The 22,282-nt window shown below is 71.6% G+C and carries 18 protein-coding genes and 1 pseudogene; 8 read left to right on the top strand and 11 right to left on the bottom strand.

Translation table 11 applies throughout. The features are described from left to right. The 5 genes from BGM09_RS19325 to rhaI form a co-directional block, all read right to left on the bottom strand. A partial coding sequence (locus tag BGM09_RS19325) for an LUD domain-containing protein (RefSeq protein WP_188282892.1) occupies positions 1–721 on the bottom strand: 721 nt, incomplete at its 3' end. After that, positions 718–1,542, bottom strand: a complete 825-nt coding sequence (locus BGM09_RS19320; RefSeq protein WP_188282891.1) for a (Fe-S)-binding protein — start codon at positions 1,540–1,542, stop codon at positions 718–720. The genes BGM09_RS19325 and BGM09_RS19320, both read right to left, overlap by 4 nt. A 75-nt stretch (positions 1,543–1,617) precedes the next feature. Next, a complete protein-coding gene (locus BGM09_RS19315) occupies positions 1,618–3,123 on the bottom strand; it encodes a rhamnulokinase (RefSeq protein ID WP_188282890.1) in 1,506 nt (501 codons plus the stop codon). A gap of 314 nt (positions 3,124–3,437) precedes the next feature. Next, the gene (locus BGM09_RS19310; protein WP_188282889.1) at positions 3,438–5,492 is read right to left on the bottom strand and encodes a bifunctional aldolase/short-chain dehydrogenase; all 2,055 of its coding nucleotides are present in this window, start codon (positions 5,490–5,492) and stop codon (positions 3,438–3,440) included. A gap of 254 nt (positions 5,493–5,746) precedes the next feature. Continuing rightward, a complete protein-coding gene (gene rhaI / locus BGM09_RS19305; RefSeq protein WP_188282894.1) occupies positions 5,747–6,913 on the bottom strand; it encodes an L-rhamnose isomerase in 1,167 nt (388 codons plus the stop codon). A gap of 299 nt (positions 6,914–7,212) precedes the next feature. On the opposite strand from rhaI, the gene BGM09_RS19300 reads away from it, so the two are divergent. The 6 genes from BGM09_RS19300 to BGM09_RS19275 all read left to right on the top strand — a co-directional run bounded on the left by BGM09_RS19300 (position 7,213) and on the right by BGM09_RS19275 (position 13,751). Next, positions 7,213–8,733, top strand: a complete 1,521-nt coding sequence (locus BGM09_RS19300; protein WP_188282888.1) for a sugar ABC transporter ATP-binding protein — start codon at positions 7,213–7,215, stop codon at positions 8,731–8,733. Then, positions 8,730–9,785 carry an ABC transporter permease gene (locus BGM09_RS19295; RefSeq protein WP_188282887.1) on the top strand — a complete coding sequence of 352 codons (1,056 nt, stop codon included), beginning with the start codon at positions 8,730–8,732 and terminating at the stop codon, positions 9,783–9,785. The genes BGM09_RS19300 and BGM09_RS19295 overlap by 4 nt, the downstream gene beginning before the upstream one ends. Then, positions 9,778–10,941: an ABC transporter permease gene (locus BGM09_RS19290; RefSeq protein ID WP_223187272.1), complete on the top strand. Its 1,164-nt coding sequence runs from the start codon at positions 9,778–9,780 to the stop codon at positions 10,939–10,941. Before BGM09_RS19295 ends, BGM09_RS19290 begins: the two co-directional genes overlap by 8 nt. Positions 10,942–11,069: 128 nt before the next feature. Next, positions 11,070–12,173 (top strand): rhamnose ABC transporter substrate-binding protein, encoded by a 1,104-nt coding sequence (rhaS, locus tag BGM09_RS19285; RefSeq protein ID WP_188282886.1) that lies wholly within the window; start codon positions 11,070–11,072, stop codon positions 12,171–12,173. Between the two features lie 81 nt (positions 12,174–12,254). Next, positions 12,255–12,575 (top strand): L-rhamnose mutarotase, encoded by a 321-nt coding sequence (locus BGM09_RS19280; RefSeq protein ID WP_188282885.1) that lies wholly within the window; start codon positions 12,255–12,257, stop codon positions 12,573–12,575. A 159-nt stretch (positions 12,576–12,734) separates the two neighbouring features. Further along, complete coding sequence (locus BGM09_RS19275; RefSeq protein WP_188282884.1) at positions 12,735–13,751, top strand: LacI family DNA-binding transcriptional regulator; 1,017 nt, start codon at positions 12,735–12,737, stop codon at positions 13,749–13,751. Positions 13,752–13,811: 60 nt separating this feature from the next. Here the strand turns inward: BGM09_RS19275 and BGM09_RS19270 are convergent, their stop codons facing one another. Further along, entirely contained in the window at positions 13,812–14,720 is a 909-nt protein-coding gene (locus BGM09_RS19270; RefSeq protein WP_188282883.1) for an aldo/keto reductase, read from the bottom strand. Positions 14,721–15,159: 439 nt separating this feature from the next. On the opposite strand from BGM09_RS19270, the gene rsgA reads away from it, so the two are divergent. Beyond that, positions 15,160–16,275 (top strand): ribosome small subunit-dependent GTPase A, encoded by a 1,116-nt coding sequence (rsgA, locus tag BGM09_RS19265; RefSeq protein WP_188282882.1) that lies wholly within the window; start codon positions 15,160–15,162, stop codon positions 16,273–16,275. 37 nt (positions 16,276–16,312) lie between these two features. Here the strand turns inward: rsgA and BGM09_RS19260 are convergent, their stop codons facing one another. From BGM09_RS19260 to BGM09_RS19240, 5 genes are all read right to left on the bottom strand, one after another. Then, complete coding sequence (locus BGM09_RS19260) at positions 16,313–16,450, bottom strand: hypothetical protein (protein ID WP_188282881.1); 138 nt, start codon at positions 16,448–16,450, stop codon at positions 16,313–16,315. Positions 16,451–16,645: 195 nt separating this feature from the next. After that, positions 16,646–17,692, bottom strand: coding sequence for a LacI family DNA-binding transcriptional regulator (locus BGM09_RS19255; protein ID WP_188282880.1), 1,047 nt, complete (start codon positions 17,690–17,692; stop codon positions 16,646–16,648). A gap of 193 nt (positions 17,693–17,885) precedes the next feature. After that, positions 17,886–18,272, bottom strand: coding sequence for a PPOX class F420-dependent oxidoreductase (locus BGM09_RS19250; protein ID WP_188282879.1), 387 nt, complete (start codon positions 18,270–18,272; stop codon positions 17,886–17,888). A 159-nt stretch (positions 18,273–18,431) separates the two neighbouring features. Further along, on the bottom strand, positions 18,432–18,914 hold the full coding sequence (locus tag BGM09_RS19245) for a DUF456 domain-containing protein (protein ID WP_188282878.1): 483 nt from the start codon (positions 18,912–18,914) through the stop codon (positions 18,432–18,434). A 236-nt stretch (positions 18,915–19,150) separates the two neighbouring features. Beyond that, positions 19,151–20,146: a helix-turn-helix domain-containing protein gene (locus BGM09_RS19240; protein ID WP_188282877.1), complete on the bottom strand. Its 996-nt coding sequence runs from the start codon at positions 20,144–20,146 to the stop codon at positions 19,151–19,153. 380 nt (positions 20,147–20,526) lie between these two features. Between BGM09_RS19240 and BGM09_RS19235 the strand changes: the two are divergent. Beyond that, positions 20,527–22,282, top strand: a pseudogene (locus BGM09_RS19235) (hypothetical protein); the annotation flags it as partial.

Below are 22,282 nucleotides of genomic sequence, written 5' to 3'. Positions count from 1 at the left end.
CGGGGAGGGTGAGGCACATGCGGCCGTTGCCCTCGGATTCCACCACCACCAGGGTGCCGGTGTCGGCGATCATGAAGTTGGCGCCGGAGATGCCGACTTTCGCGCGGAGGAATTTCTCGCGCAGGTGGAGGCGGGCGGCCTCGGCCAGCTCCGCGGGGGAGTCGGTCAGTTCTTCGGGTGCGGGGCGTCCCCAGGCGGCCATCTGTTCTTGGAAGATGTCGCGGATCTGGTGCCGGTTTTTGTGGATCGCGGGGACGAGGATGTGGGAGGGGAGGTCGTTGCCGAGCTGGACGATGAGTTCGGCGAGGTCGGTTTCGTAGGCGGTGATCCCCGCTTCGGCCAGCGCGTCGTTGAGGCCGATCTCCTGGGTCGCCATGGACTTGACCTTGACGACTTCGGTTTCGCCGGTCGCCTGGACGAGGCCGGTGATGATGCGGTTGGCGTCGGCTGCGTCCAGGGCCCAGTGGACGGTGCCGCCCGCCGCGGTGACCTTCTCCTCCAGTTGCAGGAGGTAGTGGTCGAGGTGGCGCAGTGTGTGGTCCTTGATCGCTGCGCCCGCTGCCCGCAGTTGCGGCCAGTCCGCCAGTTCCCCGATGGCTTTGGCGCGTTTGTCGCGGATGGTGTGGGTGGCGTGGGTGAGGTTCGCGCGGAGCTGGGCGTCCTTCGTGGACGTGGCGGCGGCCTTCGGGAACGACGGCAGACCCAGATACGTACCACTCATCGGACCACTCCTCCGTTGCGCGCGCCGCCGCCCGTGGCGACATGGACCGGAACCCCGGCGGTCGGAACCGTCAGCGGGTGCTCCCGCGTACTGGCCAGGATCTCCGCGATGTGCACCGGGCGGATGGCGGTGCGCTGCCGGGACATCGTGCCGTCCAGGTGCATCAGGCAGGAGTTGTCGGCCGCGCACAGCACGTCGGCGCCGGTCTCCTCCGCGTGCCGCACCTTGTCCGCGGCCATCGCGGCCGAGACATCGGGGTTCTTGACAGCGAAGGTGCCGCCGAAGCCGCAGCACTCCTCCGCGCCCTCCAACTCCCGCAGCTCAAGCCCCTTCACGGCCTCCAGCAACCGCCGGGGCCGCTCACCGAGCCCCAGCATCCGCAGCCCGTGACAGGTGGGGTGGTACGTCACCGTGTGCGGGAAGTACGCGCCCACGTCCGTCACTCCCAGCACGTCCACCAGGAACTCCGTCAACTCGTACGTCCTGGGCGCCACGTCGGCCAGCGCCTCGCCCAACTCCCCGCCGCGGCCCTCCTCCCGGGCCCGCTCGCCGAGGCGCGGGTAGATGTCCCGCACCATCGCCGCGCAGGAGCCGGACGGCGTGACCACGTAGTCGTATCCGGCGAAGACCCGCGCCTGGCGGCGCGCCAGGGGCTCCGCCTCGTGCCGGTAGCCGGTGTTGTAGTGCGCCTGGCCGCAACACGTCTGCCCCATCGGGAAGTCCACCTCGACGCCGAGCCGCGTCAGCAGCGCGACGACGGCCTGGCCGGTCCGTGGATAGAGCGTGTCGTTCACGCAGGTGAGAAACAGGGCGGCACGCATCGCGGCTCCCTCGGGGTCGTGCGGGCGGGTGGCGGGTGGCGAACGGCTTGTGGCGGACGGGCGGGTGACGGAGGGTCAGGGGGCGGCGAGGGTGCCCGAGATACGGGCGTCCGCCGCGTCCCAGGCGCGCAGGTCGCCGCGCGGCTCGTAACGGCGCAACTCCTGTGTGTCGGAGACCAGTTGCCGCATCTCGGCCAGGCCCCCGACGAGGCCGTGAGCGCGGGCCTGGACGAGGATGTTGCCGAGCGCGGTCGCCTCGGTGGGCCCGGCGATCACCGGCAGGCCGGACGCGTCCGCGGTGAGGCGGCACAGCAGCTCGTTGCGGCTGCCGCCGCCGACCAGATGGATGTGGGTGATCTCCCGGTCGGCGAGTTCGGCGGCCTTGCGCAGCACCCTGCGGTGCGCGAGCGCCAGGCTCTCCAGCACGCAGCGGACCAGCGCGCCCCGGCTCTCCGGCGGGCGCTGCCCCGTACGGACGCAGTAGTCCGCGATGGCCTTCGGCATGTCGGCCGGTGCCAGGAACTCCGGCGCGTCCGGGTCGATCACCGCGCCGAATTCCTCCGCGCGGGTCGCGTCCGCGAGCAGCGACGCCAGCTCCGAGGGCTCGCCGCGCGCGGCCCAGACCCGACGGCACTCCTCCAGCAGCCACATCCCCATGATGTTCCTGAGATAGCGGAACGTGCCGTCGATCCCGCGCTCATTGGTGAAATTCGCGGCCCGCGACGCCGCGCTGAGCACCGGCGCGTCCAGTTCGAGCCCGGCCAGCGACCAGGTGCCGCAGGAGATGTACGCGGAACCCGGCGCGGTGGCCGGTACCGCCGCCACCGCCGAGGCCGTGTCGTGCGAGCCCACCGTGGTGACCCGCGTCCCCGCCGGCAGACCCGTCGCCGCCACGATGTGCGGCAGCAACTCCCCTGCGCTGTCGCCGGGTTGCCGCAGGGGCGGCAGCAACGCCGGGTCCAGGCCGATCCGGTCGGCGAGGTCCCGCGACCACTCACCCGTACGGGCGTCCAGCAGACCCGTGGTCGAGGCGTTGGTGACCTCCGCGCCGACACTGCCGGTCAGCCAGTGCGTCAGCAGGTCGGGGATCAGCAACAGGGTCCGCGCGGCGGCCAGTTGGACCGTGTCCCGCGCCGCCGCGAGCTGGAACACGGTGTTGAACGGCAGATGCTGGAGGCCGTTGGCCGCGTACAGCTCCTGCGCGCCCACCCCGTCCCGCACCCGCGCCGCCACCTGCGCCGTACGGCTGTCCCGGTAGTGGTACGGGATCCCCAGCAACGCGCCGTCCGCGTCCAGCAGGCCGTAGTCCACCGCCCACGTATCAACACCGACGGACGCCACCGCGGCGCCCGACCTCGCCGCCTCGCGCAGACCGTCCAGAACGCCGGTGAACAGGCCCGGCAGGTCCCAGTGCAGCCCGCTCGGCAGCCGCACCGGCACATTCGCGAACCGGTTCACTTCCGTGAGGGCCAGTTCCCCGCCGCCGACCCGGCCCACGACGACGCGGCCGCTCGTCGCGCCGAGGTCCGCTGCCGCGAACACGCCTGCGGCTGGGCTTGCGAATGGGGGTTCGCCGATCATGCCTCTCCTTATACGGCCACTCCTGCGGAGTGCGGTGCTTCATTCTTCCCGGGCCGCGCCCCCGGACGGCTCTCCTACCGGGGCGGTAGGCCGAAATCTTTCAGGGGCGCGGGGAACTGCGCGGCCCGCCCCCACCGGCCGGTGGACCGGAGACAACCGAACTGCCCCGCCGGGGCGGGTGGTGACCTGCGGGAGCGCTTCGGCTGGCCGCGCAGTTCCCCGCGCCCCTAAATACAAGGCCCTGCGCAGGGTGGACGCACAGGGGCCGCGCCCCTAAATACAACGCCCTGCGCGAGGTGGACGCACAGAGGGGCCTAGCGGAGGAAGGCGGCTGCGACGCCCGCGTCGACCGGGATGTGGAGACCGGTGGTGTGGGTCAGCTCGCCGCCCGTGAGGGCGAAGACGGCGTTGGCGACGTGCTCCGGCAGCACCTCCCGCTTCAGAAGCGTCCGCTGGGCGTAGAACTCGCCGAGCTTGGCCTCCTCGACGCCGTAGACGGCGGCCCGCTTGGCGCCCCAGCCGCCGGCGAAGATGCCGGAGCCACGGACGACGCCGTCGGGGTTGATGCCGTTGACACGTACCCCGTGCTCACCCAACTCGGCGGCGAGGAGCCGCACTTGGTGGGCCTGGTCGGCCTTGACGGCCGAGTAGGCGATGTTGTTGGGCCCGGCGAAGACCGCGTTCTTGGAGGCGATGTAGACGATGTCGCCGCCGAGCTTCTGCTCGATCATGACGCGCGCGGCGGCGCGGGAGACGAGGAAGGAGCCGCGGGCCATGATGTCGTGCTGGAGGTCCCAGTCCTTGGCGGTGGTCTCCAGGAGCGGCTTGGAGATGGAGATGCCCGCGTTGTTGACGACGAGGTCGACCCCGCCGAAGGCGAGCAGCGCGTCGGCGAAGGCCGCCTCGATCTGCTCCTCGGAAGTGACGTCCACGGTGACCGCGACGGCCCTGTCGGGACCGCCCAGCTCCTCGGCCACGGCGGCGGCGTTGTCCGCGTCGAGGTCCGCGACGACCACGCAGGCGCCCTCGGCGACCAGCCGCTGGGCGATGGCCTTGCCGATGCCGGACCCGGCGCCGGTGACGAGCGCGATCCGGGTGGCCAGCGGCTTCGGCTTCGGCATCCGCCGCAGCTTGGCCTCCTCCAGCTCCCAGTACTCGATACGGAACTTCTCCGACTCCTCGATCGGCTTGTACGAGGAGACGGCCTCCGCGCCGCGCATCACGTTGACGGCGTTGACGTAGAACTCGCCCGCGACGCGCGCGGTCTGCTTGTCCTTGCCGTAGCTGAACATGCCGACACCCGGGACGAGGATGATCGCCGGGTCGGCGCCGCGCATGGCGGGGGAGTCGGGCGAGGCGTGCCGCTCGTAGTAGGCGGCGTACTCGGCGCGGTACTCCTCGTGCAGCGTCCGCAGCCGGGCCTCGGCCTCGTCGAGGGCGGTGCCCGCGGGCAGATCCAGGACCAGCGGGCGGACCTTGGTGCGCAGGAAGTGGTCGGGGCAGGACGTGCCCAGCGCGGCGAGCCGGGGGTGCTCGGCGCGGGACAGGAAGTCCAGCACCTCGGGGGAGTCGGTGAAGTGGCCGACCTGCGGCCGGTCCTGGGAGGCGATCGAGCGCAGCAGCGGCGCCAGCGCGGCGGCCCGTACGCGCCGCTCGGACTCCGGCAGCGGCTCGTACCCGTCGAGCGCCGCGCCGAACGGGTCTGCCGTGCCGCGCTCCTGGAGGAAGGTCTCCGCGGTGCGGATGATGTGCAGCGAATTGCGCTCGCACTCCTGCGAGGTGGCGCCCCAGGCGGTGACGCCGTGCCCGCCGAGCACACAGCCGATCGCCTCCGGGTGGGCCTCCTTGACCGCCGCGATGTCCAGCCCGAGCTGGAAGCCGGGGCGACGCCAGGGCACCCACACCACGGTGTCGCCGAAGCACTCCTTGGTCAGCGCCTCGCCGTCGGCCGCGCACGCTAGCGCGATACCGGAGTCCGGGTGGAGGTGGTCCACGTGCGCCGCGTCCACCAGGCCGTGCATCGCGGTGTCGATGGACGGCGCCGCGCCGCCCTTGCCGTGCAGGCAGTAGTCGAAGGCGGCGACCATCTCGTCCTCGCGCTCCACCCCCGGGTAGACCTCGGTGAGGGCGCGCAGCCGGTCCAGGCGCAGCACCGCCAGACCGGAGCCGGTGAGCGTACCGAGATCGCCGCCTGACCCCTTGACCCACATCAGCTCGGTGTCGGCCCCGGTCACCGGGTCGGGCGCGGTGCCCTTGGCGGACGTGTTGCCGCCCGCGTAATTGGTGTTGCGCGGATCGGATCCGAGCCGGTTCGAACGGCCGAGCAGCGCCCCGACCGTGCTGTCGTCGGAACTGGAGGCGGAAGCCATGCGGTGTCCTTCGGAGGAATGAGTACGGGTGCGGGTCGAGCGTGCCGGGCAGGTCGGTTCGCCGCGTGGGCTCGCCGTCAAGAGGGTCGGCGAGTGAACCGAAGCGGAGCGGCCGCTGTCGAAAGAGAGAACGCGCGCAGGTTGTGAGGAACGAGCAACCGAGCACGATCGACCGTCGACAGTGGCTTAGCGCAGCGGAGGTGAACCGAGCCTTGAAAAAAGAGGCTCGGTGAACCGAGCCTTGAAAAAAAGGGTCAGGCGCCCCAGCCGGCTTGTTCGCCGCCGACGCGTTCCGAGGTGATGCGGGTGGCCCAGCCGGAGCCGCGGTAGGCGGCCATCGGGTCGGGGTCGAGACCCAGTTCGGTGCGGACCTCGGCGAGCAGCGGCCGGACGTCGGTGTTGTAGGCGTCCATCAGTACGGCGTTGGCCTCCAGCACGTCACCGGCGCGCTGGGCGGCGCCGAGAGCGTCGAGGTCGACCAGCAGCGCCTTGGCGGTGGCCTCCTGGACGTTCATCACCGAGCGGATGATCGCGGGGATCTTCGCCTCGATGTTGTGGCACTGGTCGAGCATGAAGGCGACGCCGGTCTCCTGCTTCAGACCGCCGTTCTTGGCGACCTCGTGCATGATCCGGAAGAGCTGGAAGGGGTCGGCGGAGCCGACCATGAGGTCGTCGTCGGCGTAGAAGCGGGAGTTGAAGTCGAAGCCGCCGAGCTTCTTCTCGCGCAGCAGGAACGCGACGATGAACTCGATGTTGGTGCCCGGCGCGTGGTGGCCGGTGTCCACGACGACCTGCGCCTTGTCGCCGAGCTTGAGGCAGTGCGCGTAGGAGGTGCCCCAGTCGGGGACGTCCGTGGTGTAGAAGGCCGGCTCGAAGAGCTTGTACTCCAGCAGCATCCGCTGGTCGTCGCCGAGCCGGTCGTACACCTGGGACAGGGCCTCGGCGAGCCGGTCCTGGCGGGCGACGATGTCGTCCTGGCCCGGGTAGTTGGTGCCGTCGGAGAACCACAGCTTCAGGTCGCGCGAGCCGGTGGCGTCCATGATGTCGACGCACTCCAGCAGGTAACTGACGGCCTTGCGGCGGATCGCGGGGTCGGCGTTGGTGACCGAGCCGAGCTTGTAGTCGTCGTCCTGGAAGACGTTGGAGTTGATCGCGCCCAGGGTCAGGCCGCGCTCCTTCGCGTACGCGCCGAGCGCCGCGTAGTCGTCCACCAGGTCCCAGGGGATGTGCAGGGACACGATGGGCGCCACGCCGGTGGCCGCGTGCACCTGGGCCGCGTCGTCCAGCTTTTCGTACGGGTTACGCGGCACGCCCTCCTGCCTGAACACCTTGAAACGGGTGCCCGAGTTGCCGTAGGCCCACGAAGGGGTCTCGATCCGCTGGGACTTCAGCGCCGCCTTCACGGCCGACAGGTCTGTCATGGCAACCTCTGTGAATCGTTTCATTTGACGGCTCACCTTAGAGGCGACACTGCGCCATGTCAATGGTCATGACGTGAACCCGATGGCGGGCCGGTCGCCGTTATTGAATCGTGTCACATGAGCCGGACGCGCTGCTAGAGGGTCTCTTTCCAGCCGCGATTGGCCGTCCGTCGGGGGTTGATCTCCCGAAATGGCGTCCATGGACTCTTGACGGCCTGATCAAGCGGGGCTAACGTCCCGGCAACTCCATTGAAACATTTCACCCCGCGGCGCAAGACCGGGAGATCCAGGAGACATCAATGACCGACCCCGAACCGGAACGGACTCCGGTCCTCGCGCTGGAGGGGGTGAGCAAGTCCTTCGGCGCGGTACGGGCACTGCGCGACGTCTCCCTGCGGCTGTACGCGGGTGAGGCGCACGCCCTCGCGGGGGAGAACGGCGCCGGTAAATCGACCTTGATCAAGGCACTGGCCGGGGTGCACCGACCGGACACCGGAACGGTACTGCTCGACGGCGCGCCGGTGGTCTTCCACGGCCCGGCCGACGCGCGCGACGCCGGTGTGGCCGTCATCTACCAGGAGCCCACGCTCTTCCCCGACCTCTCCATCGCCGAGAACATCTTCGTCGGCCGCCAGCCGCGCCGCTCGCTCGGCCGGGTCGACCACAAGGCCGTGCACAAGGCCACCGGGCAACTCTTCAAGCGGCTCGGCGTCGATCTCGACCCCGACCAGCCCGCCCGCGGCCTGTCCATCGCCGACCAGCAGCTCGTCGAGATCGCCAAGGCGCTCTCCTTCGACGCCCGCGTGCTGATCATGGACGAGCCCACCGCCGCCCTCACCGGCAGCGAGGTCGCCCGGCTCTTCGGCGTCGTCAGGGCGCTGCGCGAGGACGGCGCCGCCGTCCTGTTCATCTCGCACCGGCTGGAAGAGGTCTTCGCGCTGTGCCAGCAGGTCACCACCCTGCGGGACGGCGCCTGGATCGCCAGCGAGCCGGTCGACGGACTCACCGAGGACGACCTGGTGCGCCGGATGGTCGGCCGTGACCTGGACGAGCTCTACCCCAAGCAGGACGCCAAGGTCGGCGACGTCGCGCTGAGCGTACGCAGGCTGACCCGCGAAGGCGTCTTCACCGACGTGTCCTTCGACGTCAGGCGCGGTGAGATCGTCGGCCTGGCCGGACTCGTCGGCGCCGGGCGCAGCGAAGTGGCCCGCGCCGTCTTCGGCGTGGACCGCTGGGACGCGGGCGAGGTCGAGGTCGACGGCCGCCCGCTGAAGTCCGGCGCCCCCAGCCTCGCCATGGCCGCGGGCCTGGCCCTCGTACCCGAGGACCGCCGCGAACAGGGCCTGGTCATGGAGATGTCCATCGAGCGCAACATCAACCTCACCGGCCTCAAGGCCACCACCCGTGCGGGCCTGATGGACCGCGGCGCCGAGCGCAGCCGCGCCGTCGACTGGGCCATGCGCCTCCAGGTGAAGTACGCCCGGCTCGCCGACGTCGTCGGCACGCTGTCCGGCGGCAACCAGCAGAAGGTGGTGCTGGCCAAGTGGCTGGCCACCGACCCCCGGGTGCTGATCGTCGACGAGCCCACCCGCGGCATCGACGTCGGCACCAAGGCCGAGGTGCACCGGCTGCTCTCGCAGCTCGCCGCCGACGGCCTCGCCGTCCTGATGATCTCCTCCGACCTCCCGGAGATCCTCGGCATGGCCGACCGTGTCCTGGTGATGCACGAGGGCCGGCTGGCCGCCGACATCCCGCGCGCGGACGCCACCGAGGAATCCGTCATGGCAGCGGCCACCGGCCGCGGAAGGAACGCGGCATGACCATGACCGCCAAACCGGCGTCGGCCGCGCCGCCGGACACCGCCTCCACCGGCGGCCTCCTCGACCGGGTGCTGAAGGTCAGGGAACTGGCCATCCTCGTCGTCCTGGTGCTGATGCTGCTGGCCACCCAGCTCGACAACAGCGCCTTCCTGTCCCAGCAGGGCGTCAAGGACCTGCTGCTCAACGCGACCATCCTGGTGCTCGTCGCGGTCGGCCAGGCCATGGTGGTGATCACCCGGAACGTCGACCTGTCGGTCGGTTCCACGCTGGGCATCACCGCCTTCGCCGCGGGCGAGTTCCTGCGCGGCGGCGGCAATCCGCTGGTCGCCATCCTGATCGCGGTCGCCCTCGGCGCCGGATTCGGCATCGTCAACGGCCTGTTGGTCAGCCTCGGCCAGGTGCCCGCGCTGGTCGTCACCCTCGGCACGCTCTACATCATCCGCGGCCTGGACTCGATCTGGTTCGGCTCCAAGCAGATCACCGCCGCCGACCTCCCGTCGGGCTTCGGCAGCTTCGGGCACGACGGCCTCGGCGCCGTCCCGTATCTCGCGCTGCTCACCGCGGCCGTGCTGATCATCGCCGCGTACTACCTGCGCAGTTACCGCAGCGGACGCGACCTGTACGCGCTCGGCTCCAGCCCCGAGGCCGCGCGGCTGGCCGGTGTGCCGGTCCGCAAGCGGATTCTCACCGCCTACATCGTCTGCGGCGCCCTCGCGGGCCTGGCGGGCGCTCTCTACCTCGCCCGCTTCGGCAACGTCGACTCCGGCACCGGCGGCGGCTACGAACTCACCGTCGTCAGCGCCGTGGTGGTCGGCGGCGTCGCCTTCACCGGCGGCTCCGGCAGCCTGTACGGCGCCGCGCTCGGCGCCCTGCTGCTGACCTCGATCAACAGCGTGCTCCCTTCGATCGGCGTCAGCTCCGTATGGGTGCAGGCCATCGACGGCGTCCTCCTGCTGCTGGCCATCGCCGTCGACCGGGTGGTCGCGCTGCGGGTCGCGGCGGTGCTCCGTAAGCGGGCCGCACAGACAAGGAGTGCGACAACTCATGCCTGAGCCAACGAAATCCACCGGTCCGGCGAAGGCCGCGAAGCCGTCCGCGAGTGCGAAGCCGTCCGCGGGTGCGAAGCGGTCCGCGGGTACGAAGCCGTCCACCGGTACGAAGCCGTCCGCGGGCGCGAAGTCCGTCACCGCCGGCCGTACGGCGACCGGCTGGGCGCGGGACGCGTTCCGCTGGGACACCGTCGTCGGAGCCCTCCTCGTCGTCCTGCTGCTCTGCTCCTTCTCCCTGGTCGACAACTTCGGCAACGCGCTGAATCTGTCGTTCCTGATCGGCAACACCCTGCCGATCGCGCTCATCGCGCTGCCGATGACGATGCTGGTGATCTCCGGCGAGATCGACCTGTCGGTCGGCTCCACCGCGGGCCTGTCCGGCGCCGTCATGGGCACGCTGTGGAACAACGGCATGGCCATCGAGATGATCATCCCGCTGTGCATCCTGCTCGGCGTGGCCTGCGGCCTGGTCAACGGCCTGCTGGTGACCAGGCTCGGACTGCCCTCGCTGGCCGTCACCATCGGCACCCTGGCCGCCTACCGCGGCATCGCGCAGATCGTGCTCGGCTCCAACTCGGTGACCGACTTCCCGCAGCAGTACCTGGACTTCGGCTCCGCGCGGATCGGCGGCACCTTCATCCCGCAGGCCGCCATCCCGTGGGCGGTCCTGCTGGTCATCGCGGTCGTCGTCCTGCACGCCACCCCGGTCGGCCGCTCGCTGTTCGCGGTCGGCGCCTCGCAGGAGGCCGCGCGCTTCGCGGGTATCCGCACCAAGCGGCTGAAGCTGTCGATGTTCGTCGCCACCGGCACGATCTCCGCGCTCACCGGCGTCTTCTGGGCCCTGCACTACGCCAGCGCCCGCTACGACAACGCCACCGGCCTCGAACTGTCCGTCATCGCCGGTGTGCTGCTCGGCGGCATCGACTTCGACGGCGGCAAAGGCACGCTGGGCGGCGCGATCGCCGGAGTGTTCCTGCTCGGCGCGCTCCAGAACGTGATGAGTCTGATCAACGTCTCCGCGCAGTCCCAGATCCTGATCACCGGAGTCCTGCTGGTGATCTCGGTACTGGCACCGCGGGTGGCCCGGCAGGTGGGCAGGGCGCGAGCCCGGCGCAGAACCGCCGACGCGCCACCACCGGCCGCACTGGCCGCCACCTGACCCCCCGCACCACGCACGTCGTCCGAACACCCTCACCCGGACACCGCCTCACCCGGTCACACCCTCACCTGGTAGCACCCTCACCTGGTCGTCACCTGCCGCGAGTGCGGCATCGAAAGGACACCCGCATGTCGTACAGAACCGCCCCCGCCCGTCGCGCCGCGGCCGCGGTCGCCGTCGTCGCCGTCGTCGCGCTCAGCGCCGCAGCCTGTGGCGGCACCACCAAGAAGTCCAGCTCCGACTCGGACTCGGCCTCCGCGGGATCCGGTACGAAGGCGTCGGCCTCCGCCGACCCGAACGCGCCCATAAAGAAGGGCCTGACCATCGCCTACCTGCCCAAGCAGGTGAACAACCCGTACTTCACCATCTCCGACAACGGCGGCAAGAAGGCCGTCGAGGCGCTCGGCGAGAAGTACAAGGAGGTCGGCACCAGCAGCGGCACCGACACCGCGGGCCAGGTCAGCTACGTCAACACCCTGACGCAGCAGCAGGTCAGCGCCATCGCGGTGTCCGCGCAGGACCCGGGCGCGCTGTGCACCGCGCTGAACCAGGCGCGCAAGAACGGCGTCAAGGTCGTCACGTACGACTCGGACACCAACACCAACTGCCGTGACGCGTTCGTCTCGCAGGCCAGTGCGGAGGACCTGGGCCGTACCGAGGTCCAGTTGATGGCCAAGCAGATCAACAACAAGGGCCAGATCGCGATCCTGTCGGCGGCCCAGACGGCCACCAACCAGAACACCTGGATCGACTTCATGAAGGACGAGCTGAAGAAGCCGGAGTACAAGGACATCCAGCTCGTCAAGGTCGCCTACGGCAACGACGACGCGCAGGCGTCGTTCCAGCAGACCCAGGGCCTGCTCCAGCAGTACCCGAACCTGAAGGGGATCATCTCCCCGACCACGGTCGGCATCAAGGCCGCGGCGCAGTACCTGAGCGGTTCCAAGTACAAGGGGAAGGTCCAGCTCACCGGCCTGGGCACGCCCAACGACATGCGCGCCTACGTCAACAACGGCACCGTGCAGTCCTTCGAGCTGTGGGACCCGGCCAAGCTCGGCGCGCTCGCGGGCTACACCGCCGTCGCGCTGGCCTCCGGCCAGATCACCGGCGCCGAGGGCGAGACCTTCACCGCGGGCGACATGGGCACCTTCACCATCGGCAAGGACAGCGTCATCGTCCTCGGCAAGCCGACCGTCTTCGACAAGGCGAACATCGGCCAGTTCAACTTCTGAGCCGACGGCACCACCCAGTAAGGCAGTTGGACCGCCGGCCCCGTGGGTCCGGGCCGGCGGTGCGCGGAAGGAAATCCTCAAGTGCGGCGCGTCTGCTTTGTGTTGAAGGTCCGTCAGGAACGGCTGGACGAGTACCGTGCCAGGCACGCGGACGTCTGGCCGCGGATGCGCGAGGCGCTGTCCGCCGCCGGCTGGCACAACTACTCGCTGTTCCTGCGCGAGGACGGCCTGCTCGTCGGCTATCTGGAGACCGAGGACTTCGAGCGGGCGCGCGCCGCCATGGACGGTACGGAGGTGAACGCCCGCTGGCAGGCGGAAATGGCGGGCTTCTTCGAGGAGTTGGACGGCGTCGCGCCCGACGCGGCGATGGTCCCGCTCACCGAGGTGTTCCACCTTCCGTGAACATGAGAGGTTGGAACGATTCAGTTCGTGCCGGATCAACCAGCACGCACTGTGCTTGAATAAGTTCAACGCGTTGATTCCGGGTGAACGTCGAGCACGTCGCGCCGACGCCGGATGAGCGTTACGAAAAGCCCTGCCTGCGGCGGGCGGGACGGAGCAGTGGAGCCCATGGTCGGTATCAAGGACGTGGCACGGCAGGCGGGTGTCTCGGTCGGGACCGTCTCCAATGTGATCAACCGCCCGGACCTGGTGTCCGAGGAGACCAGGACCCGGGTGCAGTCGGTCATCAGCCGCCTCGGCTACATACGGAGTGAGTCCGCCCGCCAGTTGCGGGCCGGGGCAAGCCGTATCGTCGCGCTGCTCGTCCTCGACATGGGCAACCCCTTCTTCGTCGACGTGGCCAGCGGCGCCGAGCGAGCCGCCCGCGCCGCCGGACTCGGCGTCATGGTCTGCAACAGCGCGCAGAGCACCAGCGAGGAGGTCGAGTACCTGTCCCTCTTCGCCGAGCAGCGGGTGCGCGGCGTGCTGGTCACCCCCGCCGACGCGACCGGACACGGCCTCAAGACGCTGCGCGGCCAGGGCATCCCGTACGTCCTGGTCGACCGGGTCTCGGCGGATGCCGCCGTCTGCTCGGTCTCGGTGGACGACGTCGTCGGCGGACGCCTCGCCGCCCAGCACCTGATCGCCGCGGGACACCGCTCGATCGTCTACGTCGGCGGCCCGCCCGAACTCCCGCAGGTCCGTGACCGCCGCGCCGGGGCGCTCGCCGCGCTGGCCGAGGCCGGGCTGCCGCCCGAGTCGCTGACCGAGGTGTCCGCCGAGCGGCTGGACGTCTCCGCGGGCCGCGACGCCGGAGCCCGGCTGCTCGGCCTGGCGCCCCGGCCCACCGCCGTCTTCTGCGCCAACGACCTGCTGGCGCTCGGGGTCCTCCAGGCGGTCTTCGCCGCCCGGATCGCGGTCCCCGAGGAGATGGCCATCGTCGGTTACGACGACATCGAATTCGCCGCCGCCGCGGCCGTACCGCTGACCTCGGTCCGGCAGCCCGCCGTCGCGATGGGGCGGCTCGCCGCCGAGATGCTGCTGGAGGAGACGGCGGACCCCGAGGGCCACGAGCATCGCCAGGTCGTCCTCCAGCCGGAGCTCGTCGTGCGCGGCTCCAGCCTCGGGGCGCGCTGAGCGGGTCCGGCCGCGGGCCCCGGGTCACGCCCCGGGTCACGCCCCGGGTCACGCCTCGCGTTACGTGAGCGGGGTGTCGTTCGGCCGGGTCGGGACGGCGTCCAGCGCGGCGAGGGTCTCGGCGTCGAGCGTGAGCGCGCCCGCGGCCACGTTCGCTTCGAGGTGGGCCGTGTTCGACGTGCCCGGGATGAGGTGGACGTTCGGCGCGTGGTGCAGCAGCCAGGCCAGGCCGACCTGGGAGGGCGTGGCGCCCAGCGCCCGCGCCGCGGCCACCACCGCCGGTTCCTCGGTCACCTTCGGCAGACCGGGGAAGGCGCTGCCGAGCGGGAAGTACGGCACCCACGCGATGTCCTGCGCCGTGCAGAGGGCCAGCATGTCCTCGTCGTCGCGCGCCACGAGGCTGTACGCGTTCTGTACGCACGCGATGCCCGCCGGGATCGCGCGGCGCAGATTGTCCAGGCTCACGCTGCTCAGCCCGATCGCGCCGATCTTGCCCTCGTCGCGCAGCGCCACCATCGTCGCGAGCTGGTCGTCGAGTTCGACCACCTGGTCGCCCTCGGCCCGCAGCCCCGGCCCGACATCGGTGCGGCGCAGGTTGACCAGCGGGATCCGGTCGAGACCGAGGCTCGCGAGATTGTCCTCCACGTCCGCCCGCAACTCCTCGGGCTTCTGCGCGAGTCGCAGGTGCACCGGCCCGCCGGAGTCCGGCGTGGCCCCCACCTTGCTGGCCACCAGCACCTCGTCCTCGGACCTGATCGCCTCGCGGATCACCCCGTTGACGAAACCGTCGCCGTAGAACTGCGCCGTGTCGACGTGGTCCACCCCGAGTTCGACCGCCCGCCGCAGCACCGCGACCGCGGCGGCCCGCCCGGCCCGCTCCGTCAGTTGCATCGCCCCGTACCCGACCCGGGACACCGTCCGCCCGGCCAGCGCCCCCGTCCCCCCGGCAGCCGTCCCGCTGAAAGCCATAGGATCTCCGTTCCCCTTCGCCACCACCACAACCGGAGGCCACTCCGCTTCCCCGACCGTACCACCGCCGGAGCCCCCCTCCACTTACCCGCACCGCCGCTTCAGCCCCCGCCCGCGCCCCGCAGTGCCGTATGCCGTCCGAGCGCGGTCACTGCCGGGATGCCGCCCGTCACGTCGGCGCCGGTCGTTAATTCGGTGGCGGAGGCGGTGGGGGAGGGGCTACGGTCCCTCGTGTTGGAGCGGGAGCCCCGGTGGGGCGGACCGCGTCGGCTTGTGAGTACGGCCAGGAGGTGTGACTCGATGACTGTCTTGGTGATGGGCGCTGCCCAGACGCGGAAGTTCATTCAGTTCACCTCTGTGGCCTCCGGCTGACCTCTTCTTCTTTTGCGCCGCGCCGAATGGGCGCGCGCCGCCGGGGCCCTGTTCGAAGGGTTTCCCCTTGTCTTTTACGTCTTCACTCGTTTCGTACGGCTGGGACTCCGTGCTCGACGACGCCTTCACGCCGTACGCGGCGGACGGGCTGCTGCCCGCGCGGATCGTGCGGGTCGACCGGGGCATGTGCGATGTCGTCGTCCCCGACGGCGCGGGCGGTCTGGTGACGTTGCGCGCCGACACCGATCCGGTGCACTCGCCGGATCCGATGCTCGTGGCGTGCACCGGGGACTGGGCGGCGTTCGACCCGGACCCGGCGCAGCCGAAGGGCCCGTCGGTACGAGCGCTGCTGCCGCGCAGGACCGCGATCGTACGGTCGGCGTCGTCCAAGCGTTCCGAGGGCCAGGTGCTCGCGGCCAATATCGACCACGCGGTGATCGCGGTGTCGCTGGCGGCCGACCTCGACCTGGGGCGCCTCGAACGCTTCCTCTCCCTGGCCTGGGAGAGCGGCGCGCAACCGGTGGTCGCGCTGACCAAGGCGGACCTCGTGCCGGACACCACCTATCTGCTGGAGGACGCCGAATCGGCGGCGCCCGGAGTGCCGGTCCTGGTGGTGAGCGCCGCGACCGGCGAGGGGATCGAGGAACTGTCGGAGCTGCTGGCGGGCCGCACCTCGGTGTTGCTCGGCCAGTCGGGCGCGGGCAAGTCCACGCTCACCAACGCCCTGTTGGGGCGCGAAGCGCAGGAGGTGCAGGCCACCAGGGACTCCGACGGCAAGGGCCGGCACACCACGACCACGCGTGACCTGCTGCCGATGCCGCACGGCGGGGTGCTGATCGACACGCCGGGCCTGCGCGGGGTCGGCCTGTGGGACGCGGAGTCCGGGCTGCACCAGGTGTTCTCCGAAATCGAGCAACTGGCCCGCGACTGCCGCTTCCAGGACTGCTCGCACCAGTCGGAGCCGGGCTGCGCCGTCCTGTCCGCGCTGGAGGACGGCACCTTGCAGCACCGCCGTCTGGAGAGCTATCGCAAGCTGCTGCGCGAGAACGCGTGGATCGCCTCACGCACCGACCAGCGGCTGCGCTCCGAGATGCGGCGCGAGTGGAAGCAACGGACCGCGGCGGGCCGGGAGATGTACGAGCGCAAGCGCGGCGGAGGCGGCGGCCACCGCCGCCGGTCCTGAACCCGGTTCCGCCCGGCCGGCCGTACGGGAGCGGACCCTATCCGGCGCCGCCGCCAGGACCCTGCTGGTGGCGGCGCCGCACCGCGATCGGGCTGCCCGCACTCCAGAACGAGCCGACGACACAGGCGACCACGAGCACGACGATCACGACGCCGAGAATCACGCTGTATGCCATGTCGGACCTCCTCGCCTCCGGCACGGCCTTCACCGTGCCCTCACCTTCGCTACCTGTTCGTGACCTTCCCTTCGCCCGACGTTCCCAACCCACAGGTTGGGCACCGGAATTCGCGCGTGGGTTCGATCCGATGAAGTGACGGTATGTCAGGCGAAGTCGGGCGGTGCCGACTGCGCTCAGGCCGAGGTCCGGCGCTCAGGCGGAGGCGCGGACCACGAGGTGCGTCGGCGTGACGATGGAGGACAGGGCGGGAACGCTCTGCGGGCTCGTCGGCGGCGCCACCGCGCGCAGGAGGAGGCGGGCCATGAGGCGGCCCATTTCTTCGATGTCCTGTCGGACGGTGGTCAGGGGTGGGTCGGTCCATTCGGCGACGGAGACCATGTCGTCGAAGCCGACGACGGCGATGTCGTCGGGGACGCGGTGTCCTGTGGTGCGCAGGACGCGCAGGGCGCCGGAGGCCATGACGTCGGAGGCGGCGAAGACGGCGTCCAGGTCGGGGCAGCGCTGGAGGAGTTCGGCCATGGCGCGGGCGCCGCCCTCGGGGGTGAAGTCGCCCTCGGCGATCATCCGCGGGTCGGTCTCCGGCAGCACGTCACGGAAGCCGTCGAGCCGGTCCACCGACGCCGTCTGGTCGAGTGGTCCCGCGATGTGGGCGATCCGGCGGCGGCCGATCCCCAGCAGGTGCCGGACCGCGTCCCGCGCACCGCCCCGGTTGTCACAGTCCACGTACAACGTGCCGTGGTCGCTGTCGAAGTCGGTCCAGCCGGGACGTCCGCCGATCACCGTCGGCACCCCGGCCCTGCGGGCCAGTACGGGCAGCGAGTCGTCGGTGTGCAGTGAGAAGATCAGCGCGCCGTCCACGTGACCGCCCGCCAGATAGCGGCCCACCCGCTCGTAATCCGCGGCCCCTTCGGTCAGCAGCAGCACCAACTGGTTGTCCCGCGCGGTGAGTTCCCTGCTGATCCCGCGCACCTGCTGCGCGAAGAACGGGTCGGTGAAGAACCGCGTCTCCGGCTCGGCGACCACCACCGCGATGGCGTCGTTGCGCCGCGTGACCAACGTACGGGCCGCCTGATTGGGCACATACCCCAACTCGTCGACCGCCTTGCGCACCCGCTCCACCAGCGGCGCCCGTACCCCTTCGCTGCCGTTGACCACCCGCGAGGCGGTGGCACGCGACACCCCGGCCCGCGCGGCGACGGCCTCCAGCGTAGGACGCGGCGCGAAGCTCGGGTCGGACAAGGGACGTCTCCTTCACGCGGAAATAACAGAAAACCGGGGGCCGGTACGCGCACAGCGTAACGGGTCCCCCGGCGCGGCGTGAGAGCGCTCTCCGTGTCGGTTCGGTAGGTGAGACGGGTGTGCCTTGTGTGTGCTTTGTGCGGGCCGGGCGACTGCCGGCACGCGACGCCGGGCGAGGTCAGGCGCGCGGGGGTCAGCCCTCCAGTCCCCAGCCGATGACCGAGTACGGGTGGATCCGGATCAGCTCGTCGCTCATCTGCGCGCCGAGATCGTGCGGGCCCACGACCTGTTCGGCGGTGCCGCGGATCTCGACCCCGCGGACCGTCCACGGGTCGGTGTCGGCGATGTCGTCCACGACCAGCGACACATAGTGGTTCGCCGCGACATTGCGCCATTTCTTCGTGGCGCCCATCGTGTAGCCGCCGATGTCGACCGTGCCGTCCGGACGCAGGAAGTAGCCGACCGGATTGGCCTGCGGGCGGCCCTGCGCGTCCACGGTCGCCAGCCGCCCGAGGCGCTGCGTGCGCAGATAGCGCAGCTCGGCCTCGGTCAGCGCTGTCCTGGGTGTCTTGATCGCCATGCCTTCACCCTCACACGGGTGAGTGCGTCGGGCCATTGGACCTTTGACCTATCCGGGGCCTAGGCCCCGTGGGGACGCGCGGTCGTACGGCCATACGTATGTCCGTACGACCGCACACCCCGTACGCCCCCTTACGCGCGGTGCCGGTGCCGGTGCCGGTCAGCCGGCGATCACCGCGCCCAGCCACGCGCCCGCCACGACAAGGCACGCCAGGAGTTCGACCAGGACGGAGCCGCCCACCGCGCGCATCGCGGTACGGGTCGCGGTCCAGGCGGCGCGGTGGCCGCCGAGGCGTACGCGCTCGGTCGCGTAGATCGTGCCGACGAAGCCGAGGACCGCGCCCAGCACGGGGATCAGGAAGAAACCGGCGATGGCGAAGGAACCCGCGACCAGCACGGTGTGCCAGGTGATGCCGGAATCGCGGATCCGGCGGGCCGGGAGCAGCCACACCACCACCTGGACGACGGCCAGCAGACCGGTCGCCCCGGCCAGTACGCCCCAGGTCAGGCTCGTGTGCTCCTGCGTCGCCCACCACATGACGGCGGCCCAGCAGAGCAGCGTCCCCGGCACGCCGGGGGCCAGCACACCGACGAGTCCGAGCAGCATCACCGCGCCGATCAGGCACACCTGTGCGGTCCCCATGAGCCCACCCTGCCCGATGACGCGCCCGTTCGCCGGGCGGATCACCCTCGGGGCGCAAGGCGAGACCTGTCCGAGACCCGTAGGACCACTCGCGTACGCCGCTCGTACGCCGTCCGTACGCCGTTGGTACGTCGTCGGTCCGCCGCGCCGTCAACCCTCCGGTGGCGCGCTCACCCTTCTGGCGGGGCCGCCGGCCCGGTCGCCGACCGCCGCGACCGGCCGCGTACGACCAGCGCTCACACGTCCGTGTCGCCGCGCGCCACCCAGCCGCGTTCGTAGGCGTGCCAGCCGAGCTGGAGACGGGTGGTGACCTCGGCGATCTCCATCAGCCGTTTGACCCGGCGCTGCACGGTGCGCAGCCCGAGGTCGAGCTGCTTGGCCGCCGAGGCGTCCGTCAGACCGGCCAGCAGCAGCGAGAGGATGCGCAGGTCGGTGCTGTCCGGCGCCTCGGGGGACTCCTCGGCCACGGTGCCCGTCCCGTCCAGGCTCAGCGGCATCCCCTGCCGCCACACTCCCTCGAACAGCCCCATCAGCGACTCCAGCAGCCCGCTGGCGTGCACGACCAGCGCGGCGGGCTGGGCGAGGCGGCGGGTCAGCGGCACCATCGCCAACGACCGGTCGGCCACCACCAGTTTGGTCGGCACCCGGTCCACCACCCGCACCTGTTCATTCCTGCCGAGCGCGGCGGACACCTCTATGAAGCCGCTCGGGCTCGTCACGACGGAACGCTCCAGCACCACGCGGTACGTGACGCCGCGTCGCGACGCCTCCTGCTCGGCGTCGTTCTCCGTACCGGTGATGGCCACGGGGCGGTCGGTGACCAGCGCGCAGACCTCGCTCTCCGCGCCGAACTGCAACTGGAGGAAGCGCTGCGCCACCGCGTTGGCGCCGGTGACCACCTCGACCAGGTCGTGCACGGCCGGTTCCGTCGCCTCCGCGCGGAACTCGGCGGCCAGGACGGCGGCGGCCAGCTCCGCCTGCTCCAACTCGTGCCGCTGCCGGGTCAGCAGGGCCGACAGCGCCACGGCCGGTGGCGCGGCGACCCAGCGGCCGGGCCGCGCCGACGACTGCGCGACCAGCCCGTGCCCCTCCAGTCTGCGCAGGACGCGGCCCGCGTCCTCCTCGTTCAGCCCGAGGCGGTGCGACAGGTCGCCGACCTCGGCCGCGCCCAGGCCGACCAGTGCCCGGTAGGCCGATTCCTGCACTTCGTCCAGACCGATGGCGCCGAGCACGGAGCCCCCTCCCTGCGGTGATGGTGACGGTGGCGGAAATGAGCCACGGCGGTTTCCCGCCTCGGTCATCTTGTACTCCCGCAGGTCCGCTCTGCCAGTGTGATCGACACCGGGCTTCGCGGAGAGCTTCACGGGGAGCTTTTCGGTGGCTTCGCGGGAGGCGGGACGGAAGGCGGGACGGAAGGCGTCGGGGACGGTTTCCGTGGCAGCCCCCGGAAGAAGTCTCCGGACGCGTCCGAAGGTCTCGGCGCGGTCCCCGGAGGATCTTTCCCGAGGTCCCGGCCGGGGACGGCGACTCCGCCGGGCGGCCCTGCTGTGGGGGCGGAGCCGGCCCGGCGGTTCCACGTTTCCCGGCGGCCCGCGCGGTGGACAATAAGGGCATGAGCCAGCAGGGGGACTCCCACAGCAGCCAAGAGGACGACTGGTGGCGTCAGTTGTACGACGACGACGCGGCCACGCCGTCCGCCACGCCGGATTCCGTCGACGCGCACTTCGATACGGCGCTGGACGCGGTGACGCCACAGCCGCCGACGCCGGCCGCCGACACGTTGCGACTGCGTCGGCCCACTCCGCCGCCTCCGCCCCCTTCCTGGGCGGGCCCGCCGCGCCCGCCGGGTGCGCCTCCGGCGCCGGTTCCGCCTCCGGCGCCGGTTCCGCCTTCGGCTCCGACGTCCGCTCCGGCGTCCGCTCCGACCTCGGCTCCGGCGTCCGCTCCGGTGTCGATCCCGGCTCAGCAGGACGCGTCGCCCGAGGTCCCGGCCGACGAGGCGCCGGTCGAGTCACCGGTCGAGCCGGCCGCGGGACCACCGGCCGAACCACCCGCCAAGCCGTCGATCGCCGCGCCGGACGCGCCGCCGGTCGATGACGCTCCCGCGTGGGACGCCTGGTCGGCCGAGCCGACCTTCGGTACGGCGCTGCCCCCGGAAGAGGTTCCGGAGGCCGCGGCGCCCGAGCCCACGCCGCCGCCCCGGCCGGAGCAACGCCCCTGGGACGCCTGGTCGTCCGCTCCGACCTTCGCTGAGCGCCCCGAGCCGGCGGCCCCCGCCCCTGAGCCCCGAGACGCGCCGCACCCCGCGTCCGACTCCTGGTGGACCCGCCCACCTTCCGCCGCTCCCGAGCCGGCTCCGGTCCCGGCCCCGGCCCCGGAGCCCGTCGCGGAAGAACCGGAGGAACCGGAAGACCCGGAGGGCGATACGCCCGGAGCCTCGTGGGACGCCTGGTCGGCCACCCCGACCTTCGCCGTCGAGGACCCGTCACCCGCCTCCCCGGAAGAGCCTGCCCTCTGGCCCCGCACCGCCTGGCAGGCCCCGCCCCCCGAGGCAGCCGAACCGGCACCGGCCGAACCGGACGATTCCGGAACGCCGTCGTCGGCTGACTCGGCGCTCGACCGACTCCTGGCAGCCCGCCGGCCCGCGCCCGAGCCGCCCCCCTCCGACAACTCCTGGGCCACCCCCGAGCCGGACCGCCCCGAGGCCGAGCCCCACCACCCGTGGGTCGCCCCGACCGGAGCGGCGGACCCCAACTACCCCTGGCCGCCCGCCCCGGCCACGCCGAGCGAACCCCCGAACCCGGAGACCGCCCCGCCCGGCCCGGACCCCGATCGTTCCCGGTCGGCGGCCCGACAATCCGCCCCTGCGACACCGGGCGAGGCCGACGTATCGAAGCCCGATCAGCCGGGTCCCTCTCCGGAGGCCCCCGCCGCCGAGACCGCCCCGGCCGAGCCCCGCCGTCCGTGGGCCGCCCCGACCGGAGCGGAGCCCGCCCGGCCGGGTCCCTCCCCGCGGGCGGCTGACGCCGACCGTGCCCCGGCCGACCGTGAGGCCCCCGCCGCTTCCCCGGAGCCCGGCTCTCCGTGGGCTGTCCCGCCCGGGGCGGAGGCCGATCGTTCCTGGGCGGCCCAGCAGCCCGCCGTACCGGAGCCCGATCAGCCACCTATCCCGCAACAGGCCGCCCCGCCCGAGCCCCGCCGTCCCTGGGCGGACCCGACCGCCGTGGGTGTGCCGACCGCAGCGCGGACCGATCAGCCGGGTCCCCCTCCGGAGGCCCCCGCCGCCGAGACCGCCCCGGGTCCCGCTCCGGGGGCGGCTGCCGCCGACCGTGCCCCGGCGGCGGGCGAGGCCGACGTATCGGAGTCCG

Source organism: Streptomyces sp. CBMA29, from assembly GCF_014596445.1.
Taxonomy (GTDB): domain Bacteria; phylum Actinomycetota; class Actinomycetes; order Streptomycetales; family Streptomycetaceae; genus Actinacidiphila.
Note: the sequence above shows the minus strand (reverse complement) of the source record. Positions and strands in the feature narration are given on the sequence as shown.